Below are 23,683 nucleotides of genomic sequence, written 5' to 3'. Positions count from 1 at the left end.
ATTTTGAAAAAGATTTTTATTGGTTTTATAATGTTTTGTATTTCGTGTTTTGCTGCTGGAGAAAATAAAAGTGATATTGTAGGTGGAATCGCTATCACCGTTAATGGTGATCCTATTACCCTTTATCAAATAGACCAAGAAGAAAAAAAACTCAAAATTGATAAGAAAAAAGCTATTGATGTTCTGATTGCTCAAAGGCTAAAAGATCAGGAAATCAAACGTTTAAATATACGCGTTGATGATTCTAGAATAGAAGCAGAGATCGATAATATTGCCAAACATAATGGTATGGATAGAGATACTTTTGTGAGTACACTCATAAGCCAGGGTATCAACTTTGGTAAATATAAAGATCAACTCAAAGAGCAGATAGAAACGCAGGAGCTTTTGAGGAATATTTTACTTTCTAATGCAAATACAGCCGGTGAAGCCGAAATGCGGAGTTATTATAATAAGCATAAAAATGAATTCAGTGTCCCAAAAGAAGTTGAAACAATCCGTTTTGTTTCTAAAAATCCTCAAGCACTCAAAAAAGCCATAGAAAATCCAATGATGAATGTTTCAGGCGTAGAAAAAGGTGAGGAGAAAATTTCTTTAGAGTCCCTAAATCCTCAAATAGCCCAAGTTTTTATCCAAACAAAAAAAGAGGCTTTTACGCCTGTGCTAAATGCTGGAGAGGGTAGTTATGTAGCATTTTTTATCAAAGACAAGATTGGACAAACTCAAGTGTCTTTTGAACAAGCAAAAAGTTTTATAGCACAAAAGTTAATTGAAAGTTCACAAGATAGGGTATTAGATGAATATTTTGAAAAAATCAGGGTAAAGGCTAATATCCACATTATAAGAGAATAAATGAAAGATATTGCTTTTATCTATAGAGATCCTTTATTTGGAATCATAATCTTGATTGCAATCATTGCAATCATTGCATTAGCCGACTATAGCAGGAATCGTTATCGATCTAAGAAACGTTCAGAATCTTTAAAAAATCTTGCCAGATCTTATGAATATGCAGGTCTTAGTGATGGAGTGCTTGAATTTTTAGCTTTAGCTAATAATCCAATACCTACTTTGATGTTTTTAGCTCAAACTTATGCTAAAAGCGGTAATAGTGAGCAGGCTATTAAAATTTATTTGAGTATTTTAGAAAAAACAACTGATTCTAAAGAAAAAATACCTATTTTAGAAGCTTTGGGTGTGACTTATTTTGATGCAGGTTTTTTACAACGAGCAAAAATGATTTTTATTGAAATCCTTAAAAGCTATCCAAGAAATTCAAGTGCATTGTCTTATCTTATGCGTACTTATGAGAGTATGGGGGAGTATAAAAAGGCATTAGAAGTTTTAGATTGTTTAGATGAACTTGAGGTTGATTTGGATGAAAAAGATACTCAGATTCTACAAAATAAAAATTATTTATATTTGATGATGCTTATAAACGATAATTTTCTCTCTTTGGAGCAAAAACAAAATCAAATAATGAATCTCGCATATAAAACTCCTTATTTGAGTAAGATCATATTGAATTACCTCAAAACTTATAATCAAGCTTTATTTTGGGAATTTATATTTTCTTTAAAAACAGTGGATAATTTTATTGATTTGCTTTGGGATTTTTGTAAGGATGAGATACCTTTTGAAATGCTTAAAAACTCAAAAGCAATTTCAGATATTTATCGTGCTAAGGGTTATATTAAAGATGAGAAAGGATGTAGTATTTTTGAATTAGAAGTTTTACGTGTTTTACACTTTAGTCCTTCGCATTTAAGGGGTAATATTGATTTTGAATACCGCTGTCATAGCTGTAAACGTATTTTTCCTTTTGATTCTTATCGTTGTCCAAGCTGTTCGCAAACAGGTATTATGGATGTCATCTTGAAATTGCGGGCCATTAAAAATAATGAAGTTGATTAAGATTTTTTGTGATGGATCTTCATTGGGTAATCCTGGACCTGGAGGGTATTGTGCTATTTTGCAATACCAAGGTAATGAAAAAATTATCAGTGGAGGTGAAGGAATGAGTACAAACAATCGAATGGAACTTAAGGCTGTTATAGAATCTTTAAAATGCCTTAAAGAACCTTGTAAAATTCATTTATATAGTGACTCAAAGTATGTTTGTGATGGGATTGGAATTTGGTTAAAAGATTGGATAAAAAAAAATTTTTTAAATGTTAAAAATATTGATTTATGGCAAGAATATTTAGCCATATCAAAACCTCATATTATTGAAACTTATTGGGTAAAGGGGCATAATGGACATATTGAAAACGAAAGGTGTGATAGCATTGCTAAAGCCCAAGCTTTGAAATATAAAAAGGAAAATAATGATAATCCCAACCACTAAACTTGAGGAAACAATAGGTTATATTTTTGAAGATAAAAATCTTTTTTTAGAAGCATTAACCCATAAAAGTTGTAAAAAGTATCCTAATAATGAGAGGCTTGAGTTTCTTGGAGATGCGGTTTTGGATTTGTTGGTTGGTGAATTTTTATTTTGTCAATTTCCAAAAAGTGCAGAGGGCAGCCTTTCTAAGATGCGTGCAGCCATTGTGAATGAAAAAGGTTTTATGAAATTAGCTCAAGTTGTTGGACTGGGTGAATATCTTCATATCTCACAAAGTGAAGAAAGCAATAATGGCAGGGATAAACCTTCTATCCTTTCTAGTGCTTTTGAAGCTTTGATGGGGGCTGTGTATTTGGAAAGCGGATTAGAGAGAGTGCGTGGGATTGTTTATGGACTTTTGGAAAAAGTTTATCCGGATATGGATTTTGGAAGTGTATTTGTGGATTACAAAACAGCTTTACAAGAGATCACTCAAGCTAAGTTTTTTGAGATACCAAAATATGTATTAGTGAATGAAAGTGGTCCAGATCATCATAAAGAATTTGAAATGACATTGTTTATTGAAGGCAAAGAATATGCTCGAGCTAAGGGTGGAAGTAAAAAGGATGCACAACAAAATTGTGCCAAGATTGCTTACATCAAACTCACTAAGGATTGATATATGAATACATTTGGAGAGCGATTAAAGATCACTACTTTTGGCGAGTCACATGGCAATAGTATTGGTTGTATTATTGATGGACTGCCAGCAGGATTAAGGATAGATGAAGGATTAATTGAATCTGAAGTTGATAGACGTAGAGGGGGTAAGAATCGTTATTCGACGAAGCGTAGAGAAGCAGATATTGTAGAAATTTTGAGTGGAATTTTTGAAGGAATGAGTACAGGTGCACCTATTGGGCTATTGATTAGGAACAAAGATATAAAAAGCAAGGATTATGAGAATATTAAATCTATCTTTCGCCCCGGACATGCTGATTGGAGTTACTATCAAAAGTATGGATTTAGAGATTATAGAGGCGGTGGAAGGAGTTCTGCACGCGAAAGTGTAGCTAGAGTGGCTGCAGGTGCGATTGCTAAAATGTTACTCAAGGAGATTGGGATAGTTTGCGAAAGTGGTATTTATGCTATTGGAGGACTAAAAGCTCAAAAGATAAACTTTGATGAAGCTAAACAAAGTGAAATTTTTACATTAGATAAAGGAATTGAAGAAGATCAAAAAATGCTTATCATGAAAGCAAAAAAATCTCATGATAGTATTGGAGGGGTAGCATTGTTGAGAGCTAGACACCAAAAAGGTGGCATGCTTATGGGGTTAGGAGAACCTTTATATCATAAGCTTGATGGGGCGATTGGTGCTGCTATGATGGGACTCAATGGCGTAAAAGCAGTTGAGATTGGAGATGGTGTAGAATCTTCAAAGTTTTTAGGAAGTCAGAATAATGATTTGATGGATGAGGAAGGATTTTTAAGCAATCATTCTGGTGGGATTTTGGGTGGGATTAGTAGTGGTGGGGAAATTTGTGTGAAGGTACATTTCAAACCAACGCCGAGTATTTTTTTGGAACAAAAAACTATTGATGTGAATGGCAAAAATTCTATTTGTATGCTCAAAGGCAGGCATGATCCTTGTATTGCTGTGAGAGGAAGTGTAGTGTGTGAAAGCATGTTAGCGTTGATTTTGGCAGATATGATTTTGTTGAATATGGGGGCTAGGATGGAGAATGTTAAGAAAATCTATAATTGATTTTAAAGCTAGGTTGAGGAGTTTTAATCATTAAAATTATAATTATCAGACCCTCTAAGGGTATTTGATAACTAAGGATTTTATTATCCAAAATAAAGTATATTAACCTTTTTAACTCAATAAAAATCTTGATTTAATATTTCGCATTATCTGATTTATAAGGATACATAAATGAGGCATTTTCTAACTTTGAGGGATTTTAGCAAAGAAGAAATCCTTGATATTTTGGATTTGGCTATTGAGATTAAAAAGGATTTTAATCAAAAAAAACCTACACCTTTTATGTCAGATAAAATTTTGGCAATGATATTTGAAAAAAACTCGACTCGAACAAGGGTAAGTTTTGAAGCTGGTATTTATCAACTTGGTGGGATAGGAATGTTTCTTTCAAGCAAAGATATCCAGCTAGGCAGAGGAGAGCCTATAAAAGATACTGCTAGAGCTATTGGTTCAATGGTTGATATGATCATGCTTAGGACTTATTCACACCAAAGACTTGAAGAATTTGCTCAATACTCACCTGTTCCAGTTATCAATGGTTTGAGCGATTCATTCCATCCTACTCAATTACTCGCAGATTATCTTACAATGATAGAATGTGGTATTTATATGCCTGAGAGAAAATATAATTTTCCATATATTACTAATCCGAAGGTAGCTTATATCGGGGATGGAAACAATATGGCTAATTCATGGTTGTTTTTAGCTGCAAAATTGGGGTTTGATATCTGTATTGCTTCACCCAGAGATTATATGCCTGATAATAGTGTTGTATCTGAGGCTCTTGAGTTTGCTAAGCAAAGTGGTGCAAATATTTCTTTGACCCATTCTCCACAAGAGGCAGTCAAAGGAGCTTGTGTTATTACAACTGATACTTGGGCTTCAATGGGTCAAGAAGATGAAAAAAATATTCGTGAAAAAGCATTTCAAGGTTATTGTGTTGATGATGCTTTGATGAGTCTGGCAGATGAAAATGCAGTTTTTTTACATTGTTTTCCTGCATACAGAGGGCAAGAAGTCAGTGAAAGTGTTTTGGAAGGTTCGCAGAGTAAGGTATTTCAAGAAGCTTCTAATAGGCTTCATGCACACAAAGGAATTATGACATGGCTACACAAAAACATGGTTTAAAATATTTGTCTTCATCGCAAAAATCTAAGTCTATTTATTGGGGTTTAGAAACAGGAAATAATCAAGTCATGGCAAAACATATTGATGATACAAAAATTCTTTTAGAACTCCAAAAAGGAGAATTTAATTCTCAAGAGGCTTGGTATATCAAAGATGAGAATGATTCTGAATATGTCATGATACCAGAAGCTGTGATGAAAAATATTGTCCAAACAATTAAAAAAGCTTATGAAGATAAGCTTATTGTTGAGCTTGAGAGAGATATTGCAACCCATACACCTATTGATTTTGATGATGTAATGACTGTGGCTATTAAAAAGCTTGAATCTTTTCGTAAAAGCGATGGGAGTTTGCCTAATATCAATACTCAATCTTTTGTCAAACAGATCAAAAAAGATCACCCGAATTTATTCTTTGATTTAGAAGATTATTTTCGTAAACAAAAAACAATAAATCAGTAAAATGTGATATAAAATGATAGATTTTAAAAAATTCCTAAAATATTCTAAATCAGGTCCTAGATATACAAGCTATCCAACAGCTGTAGAATTCAATACTAATTTTGATGATAAAGCTCTTAGAGATTCTTTGGTTCGTAATGATAATATTGATGCTTATTCAAAGAAAAAACTTCCTCTCTCTCTTTATGTTCATTTGCCCTTTTGTCGTAGTGCTTGTTATTTTTGTGGGTGTAATGTAATTTATACGAGCAAAGAAGATAAAAAAGATCGTTATATTGGGTACTTAAAAAAAGAGTTGGAAATTTTAAAGAATTGTATGAATGTTGAGCGTGAAGTTGTTCAGTTTCATTTTGGTGGGGGTACCCCGACATTTTTTGACTCAAAGCAACTCAAAGAAGTTATTGAACTTGTAAGGGAAGCATTTCCAAATTTTGCTACCAATGCAGAGGTGAGTTGTGAGATTGATCCTAGACATTTTGATAGAGCTCAAATGGAGGTGCTTAAACAGGGTGGTTTTAATCGTTTGAGTTTTGGTGTGCAAGATTTTGACCCAAAGGTTCAAGAAGCTGTTCACCGTATACAAGGAATAGATTTTGTTGAAGATTCTGTTGCTTTGGCAAGAGAATTTGGTATCAATTCAATCAATTTTGATTTGATTTATGGACTCCCTTTTCAGACCCACAAAAGTTTTGAAGAAACTCTTAAAAAAGTCGTATCTTTATCTCCAGATCGTTTAGCAGTTTTTAATTATGCACATGTACCTTGGATGAAAAAAACAATGAGGAAAATTGATGAAACAACTCTTCCTCCTCCTGATGAAAAGCTTACTATTTTGGAAAATGCTATAGCTTATTTAGAAAAAGAAGATTATAAGATGATTGGGATGGATCATTTTGCTAAAAAAAGCGATGAACTTTATATGGCAAGTCAAAAAGGTGAATTACGGCGAAATTTTCAAGGGTATACAACGAGAGGTTTTTCGCAAACTATAGGTATTGGATTGACTAGTATTGGCGAAGGGAAAGACTACTATACTCAAAATTATAAAGATATGCAAAGTTATGAAAAGGCTATTGAGGCAGGGATTTTACCAGTAGAAAGAGGCGTGAGATTGAGCAATGAAGATATTATTAGGAAAGAAGTTATTATGAGGTTGATGAATAATCTCAGATTGGATTTTGAAATAATAGAAAAAAAGTTTAATATTGATTTTAAGGAATATTTCAAAAATGAATTAAAATCTTTGAGTGAATATGAAGGTACTGATTTGATAATGTTAAATAATAAGGGTATTTATACAACTCCTACAGGGGGTATGCTTATTCGAAATATTGCGATGGTTTTTGATGAATATCTCCATAAAATTCCTCTAGAGCAAAGAAGATTTAGTAAAACGGTATGAAATGAATTTAATTGATTTTCAAAGCATTTCTCAAGCTTGTGTGAAATGTGGCAAATGTATCCCAAGTTGTACTATTTATCAGGTTAATCGTGATGAAACAACTTCTCCAAGAGGTTTTTTAGACTTACTTGGTGCTTATGGTGAAGGACGGTTAGCATTAGATAAAGGGGTTAAAGATATCTTTGAATCATGCTTTTTATGCACTACTTGTGTTCAGACTTGTCCATCTAGTCTTCCTGTAGATGTAATGATTGAAAAAATTCGTGTGGATATTGCCAAAAAATATGGGATTGCTTGGTATAAAAGAATTTTTTTTTATTTACTTAAACATCGTTCTTTGATGGATTTTATTTTTTCTTTTGTTTATTTTATTTCTCCTTGTATATTTAAAGGGAATAAAACAAAAAATAGGTTTCGTTTTTCACTTCCAAAAATGGGCAAAAGGACAGTATTTCCATTTTCTAAAAAAAGTTTTTTGCAAAAATATCAAGGTGAAATAATTCCTAAAAATCCTTCAAAAAAATCTGATTTACAGCACAATAAAGTGGCAATTTTTATTGGATGTTTGAGTAATTATAATTATATAAATGTAGGGGAGAGTTTGCTTTTTATCCTTGATGAATTGGGCATAACTACTCTTATCCCTAGGCAAGAATGTTGTGGTGCTCCTGCATATTTTACAGGAGATATAAATACAGTAAGGCAACTCATAAAAAAAAATATTATTCATTTTGAGTCTTTTATCAATGAAGTGGATGCCATCTTGATCCCTGAAGCAACTTGTGGAGCAATGTTGATTGAAGATTGGAAGCATGCACTTGAAGGCGATGAATTACACAGAGAATGGATGAATCGTTTAGAAAAACTAATACCAAAAATGAAAATGGCAAGCTTGTGGCTTCAAAAAAATACACAACTCCAAAAAAAGCTCAGTGAATCTTCTTATAAAGGAGGGTCTATTACATATCACGATCCTTGCCATGCAAATAAAGTATTGCATATCCATAAAGAACCACGAATGCTTTTGAGACAAAATTATCCTATAGTAGAAATGAGTGATTCTAGTAGGTGTTGTGGATTTGGTGGTATCAGTATGCAGAGTGACAAGTATCATTTGGTCCTAAATGCAGGTCTTCCAAAAGCTAAGATGATTGAACAAACTGGTGCAAGCATTGTAAGTGCAGAATGCAGTGCTTGCAGGATGCAATTGGATAATGCAATGGATAATGCAGGTGTGAATGCTATTTTTTCACATCCATTGGAATTGATAGCTAATGCATTGGGAAAAAAGCTCTGAGTTAAAGTATAAAAAAGTATTCAATGCTCTAAAATACCTAAAATACTTTATGAATTTTGATTATAATAGCATACTCTTAGATGAGACAAAATAATTATTAAGGAAAAATAATGCCAGTAAAATTTAAAGGTAATCAAGTAAAACTGAGTGGAAAAGAGTTAAATGTTGGAGATAAGGCTCCTGAAATAACTCTTATAGGTAAAGATCTCAGTGCCATTAAGCTTGGAGGCTCTCAAGGAAAGTATCAGGTAATTAATGTTGTTCCAAGTTTAGATACAGGAGTTTGTGCAACACAGACTAGAAAATTTAACGAAGAAGCTGCTTCTTTAAAAAATGCAACTGTTTTTGTTGTTTCTATGGATTTACCTTTTGCACAAGGAAGATTTTGTTCGACTGAAGGGATTGAAAATTTAATTGTTGCTAGTGATTTTAAGAACAAGGAATTTGGACAAAAATATGGTGTTTTACTTGCTGATAGCCCTCTTGAAGGTTTGTTGACTCGTGCAGTATTTGTGGTTGATTTAGAGGGAAAAATTGTATACAAAGAGATTTGTGAAGAAATCACTCAAGAACCTGATTATAAGTCTCCTATTGGAGTGATCAAATAATCTAGATTCTAGATTGTCTTGATAGACTCAAGACAATACCTATAGCAATGCAGTTCGCAATAAGTGAGCTACCTCCATAGGTCAAAAAAGGAACAGCTATCCCTTTGATAGGTGTGATACCACTCACTCCGAATGCATTAATGATAAAAGAAAATCCTATGAGCAGTGCTACACCAATGCAAAAAAGTGAATGGGATTGATTTTTTAAATGATTAGCAATTTTAAAAATTCTATAAATGACAATACAAAATAAGAAAATACAAACCATTAATCCAATGAATCCAAGCTCCTCGCTTAAACCTGCCAAAACCATATCTGTGTGTACTTCACTCAAAAATCCAAGTTTGATAAGCCCTTCTCCAAGACCTTTTCCAAAAAAACCTCCATTATAAATAGCATTAGTGGCATGGTGGATTTGATATGGTTCGGGTAGATTATCTACTCGGATATAATTAGCTATGTTATGAGGCAGTATACCTAAAATAGAATCTTGTGCATTTGCCCACCAAAGTTTGACTCTCAATATCCTATGAGAACTCGTTATAATAGTGATTGTCCCTAATCCAATAATACCAAAGAAAAGAATACCAAATAATTGCAAGCTACCTCCTGCAAAAATAAGCATCAACCCTAATGTTATTGCTAAAAGTACTACTTGTCCTAAGTCATTTTGCATCACAGCGATCAAAAAAACTACAACGATAAAAACAGCTAAATAAGGTAGAATTATAAGGAATTCCTCTTTGATGCTTCTTTTATTATGAAATGCAAATTTTCTTGAAAAACTCCAAGCAAGAAAAAAAATAAAGCCTAATTTAAAAAATTCTGATGGAGCTAGTGAAAAACCAGGTAATCGTATCCAACGTTTAGCACCTCCTGCAGATGAGGTGATGCTTTCAGGTAAGAAAGGCATCAATACCATTAGGCTTAAGGTGAATAAAAAGAGAGTAAAACCAATCTTTTCAAAATTTTTGTCTGGGTCAACTTGTGAAAACATCCACATTATTAAGATTCCAATAATCGCAGAAAAAAGTTGCCGAGCTAGGAAATGGAATTCTTGGTAATTATAAATAATAACAGTGTATTCAGAAAGAGAATAACTCATAATTACACCGATTGTAATGAGTATACTAACATACATGAATAATTTTGTATCTGCCATAGAACCTCTGTTAATGATAAAATTATTGATTATAGAAAATGTTGATATTTACAAGTTGTGATTTTAGCAGAACTTATTCATTTCACATTATAAAATTTTTACTATATTTTATTTGGAATAAAAATTGCTTTTGATACATAAAAATTGTTTTCAATCAAGATTTTGGGAGTTTGTTATGATTGGGTCATCTTTTGAATCATCTAAGATTTATCCATTGGTTTATCAGGCACTGGATTATCGATCAATCAGACAAGATATGATAGCAAGCAATATTGCGAACGTAGATACACCTTTTTATCGGCCTAAAGACATTGATTTTGAAACTTATTTATCTAAAGAAGAAGATAAAATTTTGAATAACAAACCTAATTTAGAATTACAAATGGCACAAACATCTCCCAACCATTTTGCAGGAAAAAATTTTGATGATAATCAAGCGATGATGTTTTTTCGAGATGGTCATTTGGCTAGAAATGATGGTAATAGCGTTGATTTAGATGTAGAAACTAGTGAAATGGGTAAAAATAGCTTGATGTATCAGGCATTGACTACAGCTTTGAAAAAGCATAAGGGTATTTTTGCTTATGCGATTGATTCAGGTAAGAATTTGTAATTTTTAGGAGATTGAAATGTTTTTATCAAGTTTTGACATTAGCGGTTATGGTTTATCTGCTCAGAGATTTCGTGTCAATGTGATTTCTTCTAATATAGCTAATGCTAATACAACAAGGACTGATGAAGGGGGTCCATATAGACGACAAGAAGTTATTTTTAAGGCATTTGATTTTAATAAAGTTTTGAATGAAAGGCTTGCTAAGGATAATGGTCTTGCTGAATATGAAGATCCTCTTGATGAAGGAGATTTTGGAAAATTGCCAAAACCTGCTATAATGAGCGTCTATGTTGATAAAGTCGTTAGAGACGATAGGGAGCCTTTGATGAAATATGATCCTAGCAATCCAGATGCAAATGCTGAGGGATATGTGGCTTATCCGAATGTAAACCCTGTGGTTGAAATGGCTGATTTGATTGAGGCAACAAGGGCTTATCAAGCAAATGTTGCAGCTTTTCAAAGTGCGAAAAATATGGCAAGCAATGCGATTTTGATGTTGCAAGCTTAATATTTGGCAATTTCTGAAGGAAAAAAATGGAAAATATTAAAAATAATGCAGGGCTTATCCCATCACTTTCAAACACTTCATCTATATCAAATACCAAAAATGATGCTGTTCAAGGTGAGTTTTCCCAAATTTTAAAAAAATCCATTGAAGAACTTAATCTAGCACAAGAAACTTCTGATAAAGCTTTAGCAGATATGGCCAGTGGTCAGATAAAAGATTTACATCAAGCTGCTATTGCAATTGGAAAAGCTGAAACAAGCATGAAACTAATGCTTGAAGTCAGGAATAAGGCAATCAGTGCTTATAAAGAGATTCTAAGGACACAGATCTAAGTATTTGAATGGATGGTGCTCCAAAAAAATCAGAAAAATTACTTATTGTATTTGCCATCCTTTGTTTATGTTTTCTTGTTTTTGTAAGTATTGTTTATACTAAGATTATTTTTCCTCGAAAGATACCTACTTTAGTTGTTTCAAAGACAGATGTTGCGACTAGAGGGAGTATTTATAGCCAAGATGGTTTTGATATAGCATCTAGCAAAAAGCTTTATAAAGTCAGTGTTAATACAGAATCCATTGATCCAGATAGAAAAGAGCTTTTTATCAATCTTTTTTCTATTTATAGTAATATCCCTAAGCAAGTCATTACAGATAAGATTTCCCAAAAGGGCTATATTGTAATTTCTTATAATATTAGCCCTAATACAGCAGCTAATCTTAGGCAGCTCAACTCCAAATTTTTAGCTTATGATGTTTTTAGAGAATATGAAGACAAAAATGGAAGAATTGTTCAAAAAATGGGTATTAGCATTGAAGTGAGTGGTGTGAGTAGGATTTATAATTATGGTGATATGCTTGAACCTGTTATTGGCTATACCAAAAAAGTTGAAAATGGGAAAATTACAGTTACAGAGGGTGTAAAAGGGATTGAAAAATATCGTGATGGTATATTATCCCCAAAACAGGATGGTAAATTGCGTGGTGAGAGGGATATTGGCTTTAATATTATCCAAAATAAAGATTCTAAATATAGACCCAGACAAGATGGATTTGATGTAGAGTTGAGTATCCCTTTGAAATTACAAAAAAAAGTCGAAGAAATTTTGGATACAGCAAAAGAAAAATATAAATCCAATGAAATTGTAGTAGGTATCATCAATCCTAAAACAGGAGCAATACTCTCACTAGCAACAACAAATCGTTTTGATCCTAAAAATATTAAAAAATCAGATTATCCATATTTGAATGTCGATGCTATTGAGGTTTCATATGAGCCAGGTAGCACAATAAAGCCAATTATATATTCAATATTATTAGACAAACACCTTATCAATCCAATGCAAAGTATTGATTTGAACAATGGAATCTATCGTCTTGGAAAATATATAATCCGTGATGATACCCTCCCAATAAAAAAACCAGTGATTGAAGATGTGATCATTAGGTCTAGCAATGTAGGGATGATAAAACTCACTCAACGGCTTAGTGGACAAGAATTTTATGATGGTCTTAAAAGCTTTGGATTTTCAGAGCTTACAGGTATTGATTTGCCTTATGAAAAAAATGGCTTGATACCTAGTGTAAAACTTTTGAGTGGAGAAATTTATAAAGCAAGTGCTTCTTATGGATATGGCTTGAGGACAACATTTATGCAATTACTACGTGCTTACAGTGTATTTTCAAATGGTGGTTTTTTGATCACGCCTTACCTGACTCAAAATCTCATTGCTCCAAATGGCGATATTTATATCCCCAAACTTCCACCTAAAAAACGCGTCATAGATAACCTTACAGCTCAAAAAATGCAAGATACGCTTATAAAGGTTGTTAGCAATGGAACAGGTCGTTCTGCCAAAGTTGATGGTGTTATTGTTGGCGGTAAGACAGGGACTGCAAGGATTGCAAAAGAAGGGAAATATGGTAGTTTGTATAATGGTTCTTTTTTTGGTTTTGTAAAAGATGATGAGAATATTTATACAATAGGTGTAGTAGCCTTTGGATCACATGGGAGCGAAGAGTATTATGGATCTCAAACTGCTGCCCCAATTTTTAAAGAGATTGTAAAATTGCTTAAAGATCAGGGTTATCTTAAAGTTCTTAAATAAAAATATTTCAATAATTACTAAAGTTGAATATTATAATATCAAAATATTCAAAGGATAAAAAATGAAAAAAGCTTTTTTGTGGATTATAGGTTGTGCTTGTATTGGTATTCTGATGGCAGATAATGCAACTTTGCAAAAAACGATTAAAGACAATGAAGGGATTGATGTTAAAGTAGTGGATTCTAAGCCAACTGGTATTAAAGGCATACAGATTGTTTCTTTAGAGCAACCCAATGGATTGCGGATTCCTGTTTTAGCGAGCAATGATGGAAAAACAATCATAGGAATTTCAGAGCTTTTAATTTCAAGTGATGATGGTTTCAAAGATAGCCTTAAGAAGGTTTATGAAGATTCTATGAAGCATAACAAAGGAATCACAGACAATCAAGTCCTAGCAATTTTTAAAGAATACGATAAAAGCAATGTGGTAAAACTACAAGGTAAAGATAAGTCTAAGACGACTTATCTTGTAGTTGATCCTAATTGTCCTTATTGTTATCAAGAGATACAAAAACTTGATTCTATATTGTCTGGATCAAATGTCGAACTTTTAGTTGTAGGTGCATTGGGGATGGATTCTGCAAAAAAAGCAGCAAGTTTTTATGAGGAAATGAAAACAAAAAAATCTCAAGAAGATAAAATTGCTTTGTTGAAATCTGTTTTTGAAAAAACTTATAAGCCAAAAGAAAATATTGACACTTCTAAAATCATTACTATAGGTAAGGAACTTGCTCAAGCAGGCGTAAATGGGGTTCCTTATATCATCAAAAAATAATTTTTTACTTCTTATCGAACTTTAAGGATTATTTTATAATCCTTAAATATTTGATTATTTATCCACATTTTATTCATAATTTAATTTAGTTATAAGAATTGTTACCATAGTATTTTAAAAATTCATTGGTTAAGGAAAAATGTAATGAATAAAAAGCTATGGTTACTATTACCACTACTTTTAGGAGCTCAGGATAATGGATTAGAAACTTATACTTTATCAAAATCTGTTGTATCTGCAAGCGGCTTTGAGCAAAATTTGCAAGATGCCCCTGCAAGCATTTCGATTGTTGATGGGAAATGGTTGCGTTCAAAGCAGGTTTTTGATCTTGCAGGTACTGTTAATGGAGTCCCGGGTGTAGATATAGGAACAGAAATGGGCAAAACAGGAGGCTTAAATATTAGTATTCGGGGGATGCCTTCTGATTACACATTAATAATGATGGATGGACATAGACAAGATGCTGGAGGGAATGTGGCTACAGATAATGTTGGTTGGTCACAAGCATTTACAAGTTTTATGCCACCTATTTCTTCAATTGATCATATTGAAGTTATTCGTGGACCGATGAGTACACTTTATGGTAGTGATGCCATTGGTGGGATTGTTAATATTATCCTTAAAAAACCAAATATGAAACATTTTGAAGGAGCTGCAGATATTTCAACTGTTCAAAACCAGCATCAAGATAAATATGGAGCACAATATTCTTCAGATATGTATTTGAGTATGCCTATTGTAGAAAACAAGCTTGCTTTTTCTCTAAGAAGTAGGGAATATTTTCGCACACCTTGGGATACTGCTGTTCCTTACACAAAAGATGGCAAAACTGAAATCAGAACTCCTGCGACTCCTGTATATTTAGGATTACCAACAAAGGCAAATATTTATGATATTGGTGGTAGGCTTGCTTGGCAGGTTGATGATAAAAATTATACTTACATAGATGCTCAGTATTTTTATGATGATTATGACAATTCACAGCAGCAATTAGGGGGTGAATTGAGTGCAAGGCAAAATTATGTCAATACAAGGGCAAATTTTATCTTGGATCATCAGGGTAAATATGATTTTGGGAATTGGGAAACCTCGCTTCAATATAATGATACAGCTAATAAAGGGAGGGTTATTGGGCATAAACCTGGAAAAACTAAGAATTATGATAATCGTAAACTTGAGGGGAGAGATGTGATTTTGGATACCAAGCTAGTTTCTGCTTTAGGAACTTCTTGGTATAGTAATAATTTGACGGTAGGAGGTCGTTATTGGTTCCAATGGATGCGTGATTTGCTTGTGGATGCCCAGACTTTTTCTCAAAATACAGGAGCTTTGTTTGTAGAAGATGAGTGGGACCCGCTTGATTCACTTTCAGTGACTTTAGGATTACGTTATGACTATAATCAAACTTATCATTCTAATTTTTCTCCCAGAATCTATATTTCTTATACTCCTATTAAGTTTTTTACCCTCAAAGGCGGTGTATCTACAGGCTACAAAGCTCCTTATATCAATGAACTTGTACCGGGTATTAATGGTTATGGGAATCAAGGAGCTTTTCCTTATATTGGTAACCCAACATTAAAGCCCGAACATAGTATAACTTATGAACTTTCTGCTGTATTTGATTTTGAAAGATTTGGGGATGCGAGCATAACATATTTTTTCAATGATTTTCGTGATAAAATTGCTAAAGCTGTTGTCCACGAAAGTGACACACCTAGATGTATACCTTTTGAAACAACTGGAACTGACAACTATTGTAATATGTTTACTAATCAAGATTCTGCTTATGTGCAGGGAATTGAAGTTCATTTTGACACAGCTAAATTTTATGGTTTTTCTTTACAGGCTTCTTATACATTTTTGGATAGTAAATACAATAAAGGTATTTTCAAAGGATCTCCTTTAGTAGACACTCCAAAAAATCAACTTTATGGCAAACTTGACTATAATTATAAAGCTTTTGATATCTATGTAATGGGTAATTATAAATCTTCACGAGCTATTTTACCCACAAGTGCAGTTATTAATGGTGCTAAAGGTAGTGAAATAAAATCAACGATTGGCCATTATAATCCATATGCTGTATTTGATTTGGTGATGAGTTATGCACTCAGCAAAAACTTGCGTGCGAGTTTTGGTATCTATAATCTAGCAGATAAAAATTTTCAAGATTATACTTATGTTAAGAAAGATAGCAAGGGACACGACATTATTGTAAATCGTTATAATGTAACTCAAGAGGGTAGAAGATTTTGGATCAGTTTGAATATGAATTTTTAATTGAAATTCAATAAATTTTCAGCAAAAATAAATGATAATTATTATTAAATTAATTTTCAAGGATATATAATGAAAAAAGTAATTATAATTGCTTTTAGTTTAATGATGATTTTGAACGCTGAAGAAACACAAGATATTACATTACAAAAAATTGAGGCTTCTGCTCAAAAAAATGAAGATATTAGTTGGCGTTCAGAAAGCATAAAAAATTTTACAGGTTCTCAAACTATTATTTCAAACAAACAACTTAAACAAACAGCTAACCAAAGTATTGATGAGGCATTACAGAACATTCCGGGTGTGCAAGTGCGTGATTATACTGGTACTGGTATTTTACCAAAAATCAGTTTTAGGGGTTTTGGTGGTGCTGGAAACGGGCATAGCAATACAGGTCTTATTCTCTTAGACAGTATTCCTATTTATGGAGGTCCTTATTCAAATCTTGAATTAGCAATTTTTCCTGTAACCTTTCAGGCAGTTGATAGGATTGATGTTATCAAAGGTGGAGCGAGTGTGCAGTATGGTCCAAATACTTTTGGAGGAGTTATTAATATCATTACAAAAGAAATACCTCAAGAATGGGAAAATCAGGTTTCAGAAAGGATAACATTTTGGGGGAAGGATACAGGAGGCTTTTTTAGAAAAACTACTGAGCCTGTAGCAAATAATATGCTCTTTGATACTTACCTTAAGACAGGTGGGATGATCAATAAACATTTTGGTGTCCAAGCAGAGGCTAATTATGTAGCTGGACAAAGTTTTAGAGAAAATAGTAACACTGGTATACAAAACTATATGCTCAAGGGTATATATAAGATCAATGATCAAAATAATGTAAAAATGTATTATCAATATTATAGTTACTATTCCAAAGATCCTGGATCATTGAGTGCAGCAGACTATGCACAAGATAGATTTCAAAACAAACGACCCCTTAATGGTCAAGATGGTGTGGCAAAAAGATTTGGAGTTGTTTATAATAATGAGTTTGGAGACACTGATAAAATTGGAGGCAATTTTAGCTTGACTTATTTTACCCACGATATGACAAGGAATTTTACTATTGACAGTAATTACAATAAAATCTCTGAAAAATATGACAAGAGTCCAACAGAGGTAATTGATAATATACGTCGTTTTGTTGTGAATTCTATTGAACCAAAGCTAGATTTAACTATCAACTCTGGTAGTGTCAAACAAAATATTATACTTGGAGGTAGGTTTTTGACTGAAGATGTTTATGGGCATGGTTATCATACAAAACTACTCACAGAAGCAATGTCTTATTTATCACACCCATATGGTTCTTCAACTGATTCTAACCCTTATGTATTGCACAATAATTATACAGCTTTGTTTTTGAGTGATTCTGTGAGTTTGCTTGATGGGATGTTGACTATCGCACCTGGATTGCGTTATGAATTTTTGAATTACACAAAAATAGGTCAATACACTACTGGAAAAGGAGCAGGCACTCATCATCGTTTGGACAATCAGTTTAATCCTGCTATCAATATTGGCTTCAAACCCATCAAAGATATTTTGTTATATGCGAATTATCAAAGGAGTTTTTTGCCACCTCAAACAGGTGATATTGATGGTACACAGACTAATTATGTAACCACTTTTCAAACACTTGAGGGGGGGGGGCGTTATTTTTTTAATGATGTTTTTAGTCTGAATGCAAATTATTTTGCTATTTTTGCAGATAATTACCGGATTGGTAAGTTTGCAACTGAACCAATTTCGGCTATTTCTCAAGGTGTAGAGTTAGAAGCTTATTATTCTCCTATAGAAAACTTGACTTTGCATGCAGCTTATACTTATGTCAATGCAAAAGCGGCTAATAATAAGACAACTAAAATAGGAGTTGATATTAAAGGGAAGCGATTGCCTTATGTATCTCCTCATCAGTTTGTTTTTGATGCTCTCTATACATTGGGGAAAAATAATTTTGGTGTGTCAAGTTATTATTATAGCCCTGCCTATAGTGATATTTTGAATACTAAGGAAGAGAATACAACAGAAGATGCGGGGCAACTCCCTTGGTATTGGATATGGAATGCACAAGCAAGCCGAACTTTTTGGAAATCTGGGCGTGAAAGTATTGAGGGTAGTTTGGCAATGAATAATATTTTTAATATGAAATATTATTTCAGAGGGATAGGTACTTCTCCTAAGGGTAGACAGCCTGCACCTGGTCGTTCTGTCACAGTTTATGTGAGTTATAAATTTTAAAAAGCTTAAGTCTTCAAAAGCCAGTTCAAGGACAAAATTATGCTAAAATCTTAGCTATATTTTACAATCGGAGATATGATGCCTTTCAAACCCCGGATAAAATCCTCTCTTTTGAGGAGATTTTTTGTAGCTGCTTCGATACGTAGATGGAATGATCAAGCTTGTCCAGTTGAATTTGTAGAGCTTGACAAGCAGGCTCATAAAATAGTCATCGCTTATTTATTGGCTCGTTATGAAGAACAAGAAAAGGGTATTGAAATTGATTGGGAAAAATTAATTTTATATTTTTGTTTTGAATTTTTTGCTCGCATTGTATTGACTGATATTAAGCCTCCTGTTTTTCATGAACTTCAAAGACATCATCGTGCAGAATTAGCATATTATGTCATTGATAACCTCAAACATGAACTTCAAGACTATGAATTTTTTAAATTGATGAAAGATTATTTGCATTCTCAGCCAACAGGACTTGAGGTTGAGATTTTACGTGCAGCACATTATTATGCTTCAAAGTGGGAATTTGACATTATTTATCATTTCAATCCATATATGTATGATGTGGACAATATTAAAAAAATCATTGATAATGAAGTGGAAGAACATTACCATTTATGCGGTATTCAAAAAATCGTGATGTTTAAAAATGTAAATGAGCTTGTAACAATGTTTGGGCAGCTAAGATTTCAAAAACGTTGGAGTCAAACACCTAGAGTTCCTGCCACAAGTGTTTTGGGGCATACTTTAATGGTTGCTGTGAGTGCATATTTATTAAGTTTAGATATTGGTGCGTGTAAGCAGATGAGGATCAATCATTTTTTATGTGGTCTTTTTCATGACCTTCCTGAGATACTTACTCGTGATATTATTTCTCCGATAAAACGCAATGTTGCAGGGCTTGATGAACATATTAAAAAGATAGAAGAAAAGGCTGTAGAGACAAAAATCCTTTCAATCGTTCCTCCAAATATTGCACAAGATATTATTTATTTTACTCAAAATGAATTCAGCAATCGTTATCAATTGGAATGTTTTAATAGGGTTGTATCTAGTGGGGATGAGTTGATGGATTGTTTCAATTCTGATGAGTATAGCCCTGTTTATGGTGAATTTTTAAAAATCTGCGATAACTTAAGTGCTTTTTTAGAAGCAAGGATTTCTATTGGACATGGCATATCAAGTCTAGAATTGTGCGATGGGGCACAAAATATTCTTGATAAATGTGGAAAAAGCATAATACGGGGTGTAGATATAGGGGCAATTTTTAGGGATTTTGTCTGATGGAACTTTTGTCTAGTCTTACAGATGGGAATGTAGGATTTTTTTTTCTCTTACTTTTACGTTTTGGGGGTATTTTTGCTTTTTTCCCATTTTTTGATAGTACCCTTATCCCTGTTTCTGTACGTGGTGCTTTTACTTTTTTTATGACTATTTTGTTTTATCCAACTATCCCACATGCAACTTTTAATTTTACTTTAGAAGAATATCTTTTAGCTGGTGCTATGGAATTGATGTTGGGGTTTGTTGCTTCGCTGGGCTTGCAGATTGTTTTTGGAGCAATTGCTTTTGCTGGTGATAGCATTAGTTTTTCGATGGGTTTGACAATGGCAAGTGCATATGATCCTATTTCAGGCTCTCAAAAACCAATTGTTGGTCAGGTCATAGCAATCTTGGCTATTGTGTTGGCTTTGAGTGTTAATTTCCATCATTTTTTATTGATGTTTGTATCTCATACATTTTCAAGTATTCCTTTGGGTGGGTTTGTATTGAATCAAGATATGATGAATTATTTGATAAAAGCTTTTGGGGATATGTTTCTTATTGGTTTTGCAATGGCATTTCCAATTTTAGCTTTGGTGTTATTGAGTGATATTATTTTTGGTATGATTATGAAGACTCACCCGCAGTTTAATCTTTTGGCAATTGGTTTTCCTGTGAAAATTGTCATAGCTCTGGTAGTGATTATTTTAGTTATTCCTGCGATAATGATGCGATTTAAAAATGAACTCAATGCTGTTTTTTTAGCATTGAACAAATTATTTTAAGGATAAGTATGATTTCTTTTAAAGAGGCAATGGATTTTAATTATACATTGGAACGTCCTATTTTAAAAACTTTGAGAAAAAATATTTATGAGGCTTGCGGAAAGATTTTGGCTGAAGATATTGTTTGTTTAAAATCTTTGCCTGCATTTGATAATTCTGCGATGGATGGATATGCATTAAAGGTTTCTGATTTAGGGAAAAAACTTAAAATAACTTCTAAAATTTTAGCTGGAGAAAATCCGGAGGGATTAAAAGTTTTAGAAGGCGAATGTATTAAGGTGATGACAGGAGCTATGTTGCCTATAGGCACAGAGGTTGTTGTCCCTATTGAAGAGTCTAATGTATTTGATGATGGGTATTTGATAGCTTCAATGGGTATTAAAAAAGGTCAAAATATACGATTCAAGGGTGAAGATAAGACTTTAGGAAATCAAATTGCTAAAAAAGGTGATGTGCTTACTTACGGACTGATTGCTTTGATAGCTACACAAGGCATTGAGAGCATAGAAGTGTATGATGGTTTGAAAATTGGGGTTTATTCAGGTGGAGATGAGGTCATTGAGCCTGGTGCGTTAGCAGCTGAATATGAAATTTACAATGCAAATGCTGCCGGTATCATTTCTTTGTTGTCTTCTTATGGACATCAGGCTCAATATTTAGGGATTTTGAAAGATGATTTTGATAGTCAATGTAGAGCGATAGCTTCTTTTGATGCTTATGATGTTATCATCACAAGTGGTGGAGTGAGTGTAGGGGATGCAGATTTTATGAAAAAATCTTTGTTGGATTGTGGGGCGAATATACTTTACCATGGCATAAAACTTAAACCTGGTAAGCCAATAATGTTAGCAACTTTAAAGCAATGTAAGGTTTTTGCATTGCCCGGTAATCCTCTGAGTGCTTTGTTGAATCTTAATACGATTGTTATCCCAACATTGCAATATTTAAGGGGTGCTAGAGCTTTTTATCCTAAAACTATTTTTGCTACACTTAAAAAATCTCTTACGCTTAAAAATGGACGTGTGAATATGATTTTAGGCAAATTTGAAAATGGTGAGTTTAATCCTTACAATGATGGAAAATATGGTTCTGGTGCTTTGAATGTTATTGCTGAATGTAATAGTATTGCTTTGATGGGTGAGGATAAAAGTTCTATATCAGGACAAATTAAGGTATTACCTTATGTTATGGAATTTTCTGATACAATAGATGAGTTTATCAATGTATAAAGTAGGAGCGGAAATGAAAAAATTATTATTTGGAGTGAGTGATACCGAAGAATGCAGAAGAGCAATAAAGACAATTATTAAGCTTTTTGGACATCAAGAAGGGATTGAATTGACTTTGTTGCATGTAACTCCTGAAGTTTTAGTTTATGCTGAAAGTGGTATTATGGATTATGGCACTATTGAGAATATTGAAAAAGAGCAGTCTAATGAAATTTTAGACGATTTTGAAAAAACTTTTAAAGAAGATGGGATTATTTGTCAAAAGATTTTAAAAACTGGCAATCCTATTGATGTTGTTTTGGAGATTGCTGATAAATATGATTTGTTGGTCATTGGAGCTAGCGAGTCTTCTTTGTTGCATAGGATATTTAATTCTCATCAAAATAGTTTTATTAATTCATCGCCTATCCCTGTTTTGGTCGCAAAATAAGGATTTTATTTATCGTTATCTGAGGAGACCTGAATGAAAAGAATTTTTCTTTTCACTGGTATTGTATATTTATTGACTTCTTATATGGAAGCTTTGGAATTTGGGGCTATAGGGAATGTATCGGCAGGTATGGGGGGTGCAGGTGTTGCGTTGAGTTCTTCTCCTTATGGTTTGTATTATAACCCCGCTCTTTTGAGTGCAGATAATAAAACTAAATTTGGCTACAGCGTTGGTATTCAATACCGTCAAAAAAATATTGATAAACTCGTGAATATCAATCTACTTGATATTGCTAAATCTCCCCAAGATATGCAAAATCTTCAAGGTATTTTGAAAGATAACAATCTTGGTCTTATCTCTCAAAATGGATTAGTATTTCAATTATCTTCTTCTGTAATTAGGGAAGAGTTTGGTTCAATAGCGGTAGGTTTTTTTGGCTCTTTATATGCGAATATTTCATTATCCGCTGATCCTAATCGTATGGCATTGATAATGCAAAACGGTTCAAATTATTATAAAGTTAGTCCTAATGCTGCTGGAGGGTATGATTATACTGTAACGACACAGGCTGATTATGAAGCTCATTCTATAGCTTATGCAGTCCAACAAGGTGATGCACATAAAATTATAACTTCGACATTTATACTTTCAGAAATACCCATTGGTTATGCAAAAACATTTTATTTTAAGAATTCAAATCTCAATCTTGGTGTTGCTTTGAAGTATATGAATGGTATCAATGCGAAACAAAATATTTATTTGAGTGATCATATGGATATCCGAAATGAGTTGAAGCAATTCACTGCTTCAAGAGGATATGAATCTTATAACACATTTGGGATTGATCTGGGAATGATGTATGAGATTGATTTACCCAGATTCCGTTATTTGACTTTTGGTGCTGTGGCAAAAAATGTTAATTTTCCAACTTTTAAATATTCTTCAGGCAATATTGTTGTAAAGCCACAATATCGAGTTGGTATCGCTTATAATGAACGTTATTTTACTCTTGCATTTGATGCAGATATTTTACCCAATGAATTGCTGAATTTTAACTATAAAAAACAACAAAGCCAGATGATTGGTGGTGGAGTTAAATTTGATTTGAAATATCTTGATTTACGTGCAGGTGTGATGAAAGATATTCGTCAAGATGAGGGAATAATCATTACAGGCGGGATTAATGTTTTAGGTATTTTTGATATTGCATTACAAAGTGGAACGAAAATTGGAGAAGCACGTGGATATAAAATGCCTAAATATTTTGATGTAAAGATTGGAGGAAGTTTTTCATTTTAAATTTAAGTAA

Annotated in this window: 23 protein-coding genes; 22 read left to right on the top strand and 1 reads right to left on the bottom strand. The window is 33.1% G+C overall.

The genetic code is table 11. The features are described 5' to 3' along the window. The first annotated feature begins 3 nt into the window (after positions 1-3). From BKH44_RS02365 to tpx, 10 genes are all read left to right on the top strand, one after another. Positions 4-852, top strand: coding sequence for a peptidylprolyl isomerase (locus tag BKH44_RS02365; protein ID WP_095269703.1), 849 nt, complete (start codon positions 4-6; stop codon positions 850-852). After that, on the top strand, positions 853-1,914 hold the full coding sequence (locus BKH44_RS02360) for a tetratricopeptide repeat protein (protein WP_095269701.1): 1,062 nt from the start codon (positions 853-855) through the stop codon (positions 1,912-1,914). It abuts the gene before it with no gap. Beyond that, positions 1,901-2,347, top strand: coding sequence for a ribonuclease HI (gene rnhA, locus BKH44_RS02355; protein ID WP_095269699.1), 447 nt, complete (start codon positions 1,901-1,903; stop codon positions 2,345-2,347). Before BKH44_RS02360 ends, rnhA begins: the two co-directional genes overlap by 14 nt. Continuing rightward, positions 2,328-3,005, top strand: a complete 678-nt coding sequence (rnc, locus tag BKH44_RS02350) for a ribonuclease III (protein ID WP_095269697.1) — start codon at positions 2,328-2,330, stop codon at positions 3,003-3,005. Before rnhA ends, rnc begins: the two co-directional genes overlap by 20 nt. Positions 3,006-3,008: 3 nt before the next feature. Further along, entirely contained in the window at positions 3,009-4,094 is a 1,086-nt protein-coding gene (gene aroC, locus BKH44_RS02345) for a chorismate synthase (RefSeq protein ID WP_095269695.1), read from the top strand. 171 nt (positions 4,095-4,265) lie between these two features. Continuing rightward, positions 4,266-5,222, top strand: coding sequence for an ornithine carbamoyltransferase (argF, locus tag BKH44_RS02340; RefSeq protein ID WP_095269693.1), 957 nt, complete (start codon positions 4,266-4,268; stop codon positions 5,220-5,222). Further along, complete coding sequence (locus BKH44_RS02335; protein ID WP_095269691.1) at positions 5,198-5,683, top strand: DUF2603 domain-containing protein; 486 nt, start codon at positions 5,198-5,200, stop codon at positions 5,681-5,683. The genes argF and BKH44_RS02335 overlap by 25 nt, the downstream gene beginning before the upstream one ends. A gap of 13 nt (positions 5,684-5,696) precedes the next feature. Continuing rightward, positions 5,697-7,085: an oxygen-independent coproporphyrinogen III oxidase gene (hemN, locus tag BKH44_RS02330; protein ID WP_095269689.1), complete on the top strand. Its 1,389-nt coding sequence runs from the start codon at positions 5,697-5,699 to the stop codon at positions 7,083-7,085. A 1-nt stretch (position 7,086) separates the two neighbouring features. Next, on the top strand, positions 7,087-8,382 hold the full coding sequence (locus BKH44_RS02325; protein ID WP_095269687.1) for a (Fe-S)-binding protein: 1,296 nt from the start codon (positions 7,087-7,089) through the stop codon (positions 8,380-8,382). Between the two features lie 107 nt (positions 8,383-8,489). Next, positions 8,490-8,990 carry a thiol peroxidase gene (gene tpx / locus BKH44_RS02320; RefSeq protein ID WP_343217632.1) on the top strand — a complete coding sequence of 167 codons (501 nt, stop codon included), beginning with the start codon at positions 8,490-8,492 and terminating at the stop codon, positions 8,988-8,990. A 1-nt stretch (position 8,991) separates the two neighbouring features. Here the strand turns inward: tpx and BKH44_RS02315 are convergent, their stop codons facing one another. Beyond that, complete coding sequence (locus BKH44_RS02315) at positions 8,992-10,152, bottom strand: putative peptidoglycan glycosyltransferase FtsW (RefSeq protein WP_095269683.1); 1,161 nt, start codon at positions 10,150-10,152, stop codon at positions 8,992-8,994. A 175-nt stretch (positions 10,153-10,327) separates the two neighbouring features. On the opposite strand from BKH44_RS02315, the gene flgB reads away from it, so the two are divergent. The 12 genes from flgB to traF all read left to right on the top strand — a co-directional run bounded on the left by flgB (position 10,328) and on the right by traF (position 23,673). Beyond that, positions 10,328-10,765: a flagellar basal body rod protein FlgB gene (gene flgB / locus BKH44_RS02310; RefSeq protein WP_095269835.1), complete on the top strand. Its 438-nt coding sequence runs from the start codon at positions 10,328-10,330 to the stop codon at positions 10,763-10,765. Between the two features lie 16 nt (positions 10,766-10,781). Next, positions 10,782-11,273 (top strand): flagellar basal body rod protein FlgC, encoded by a 492-nt coding sequence (gene flgC, locus BKH44_RS02305; protein WP_095269681.1) that lies wholly within the window; start codon positions 10,782-10,784, stop codon positions 11,271-11,273. Positions 11,274-11,299: 26 nt separating this feature from the next. Next, positions 11,300-11,605 (top strand): flagellar hook-basal body complex protein FliE, encoded by a 306-nt coding sequence (fliE, locus tag BKH44_RS02300; RefSeq protein WP_095269679.1) that lies wholly within the window; start codon positions 11,300-11,302, stop codon positions 11,603-11,605. Positions 11,606-11,613: 8 nt separating this feature from the next. Continuing rightward, positions 11,614-13,377 (top strand): penicillin-binding protein 2, encoded by a 1,764-nt coding sequence (locus BKH44_RS02295; protein WP_095269677.1) that lies wholly within the window; start codon positions 11,614-11,616, stop codon positions 13,375-13,377. 61 nt (positions 13,378-13,438) lie between these two features. Beyond that, positions 13,439-14,152: a hypothetical protein gene (locus BKH44_RS02290; protein WP_095269675.1), complete on the top strand. Its 714-nt coding sequence runs from the start codon at positions 13,439-13,441 to the stop codon at positions 14,150-14,152. Positions 14,153-14,296: 144 nt separating this feature from the next. Next, complete coding sequence (locus BKH44_RS02285) at positions 14,297-16,435, top strand: TonB-dependent receptor (RefSeq protein ID WP_095269673.1); 2,139 nt, start codon at positions 14,297-14,299, stop codon at positions 16,433-16,435. 69 nt (positions 16,436-16,504) lie between these two features. Continuing rightward, positions 16,505-18,673: a TonB-dependent receptor gene (locus BKH44_RS02280; protein ID WP_095269671.1), complete on the top strand. Its 2,169-nt coding sequence runs from the start codon at positions 16,505-16,507 to the stop codon at positions 18,671-18,673. 75 nt (positions 18,674-18,748) lie between these two features. Further along, positions 18,749-19,951 carry an HD domain-containing protein gene (locus tag BKH44_RS02275; RefSeq protein WP_095269670.1) on the top strand — a complete coding sequence of 401 codons (1,203 nt, stop codon included), beginning with the start codon at positions 18,749-18,751 and terminating at the stop codon, positions 19,949-19,951. Next, on the top strand, positions 19,948-20,715 hold the full coding sequence (gene fliR, locus BKH44_RS02270) for a flagellar biosynthetic protein FliR (RefSeq protein WP_180674089.1): 768 nt from the start codon (positions 19,948-19,950) through the stop codon (positions 20,713-20,715). Before BKH44_RS02275 ends, fliR begins: the two co-directional genes overlap by 4 nt. Positions 20,716-20,723: 8 nt before the next feature. Further along, complete coding sequence (locus BKH44_RS02265; RefSeq protein WP_095269666.1) at positions 20,724-21,944, top strand: molybdopterin molybdotransferase MoeA; 1,221 nt, start codon at positions 20,724-20,726, stop codon at positions 21,942-21,944. A 13-nt stretch (positions 21,945-21,957) separates the two neighbouring features. Next, the gene (locus BKH44_RS02260; protein WP_095269665.1) at positions 21,958-22,374 is read left to right on the top strand and encodes a universal stress protein; all 417 of its coding nucleotides are present in this window, start codon (positions 21,958-21,960) and stop codon (positions 22,372-22,374) included. Positions 22,375-22,407: 33 nt separating this feature from the next. Further along, positions 22,408-23,673 carry a conjugal transfer protein TraF gene (gene traF, locus BKH44_RS02255; RefSeq protein ID WP_095269663.1) on the top strand — a complete coding sequence of 422 codons (1,266 nt, stop codon included), beginning with the start codon at positions 22,408-22,410 and terminating at the stop codon, positions 23,671-23,673. Positions 23,674-23,683: the final 10 nt, after the last annotated feature.

It is taken from the genome of Helicobacter sp. 13S00477-4, from assembly GCF_002272785.1.
Lineage (GTDB): Bacteria > Campylobacterota > Campylobacteria > Campylobacterales > Helicobacteraceae > Helicobacter_J.
The sequence above is the reverse complement of the archived record's forward strand: the minus strand, read 5'-3'. Positions and strand labels throughout refer to the sequence as shown.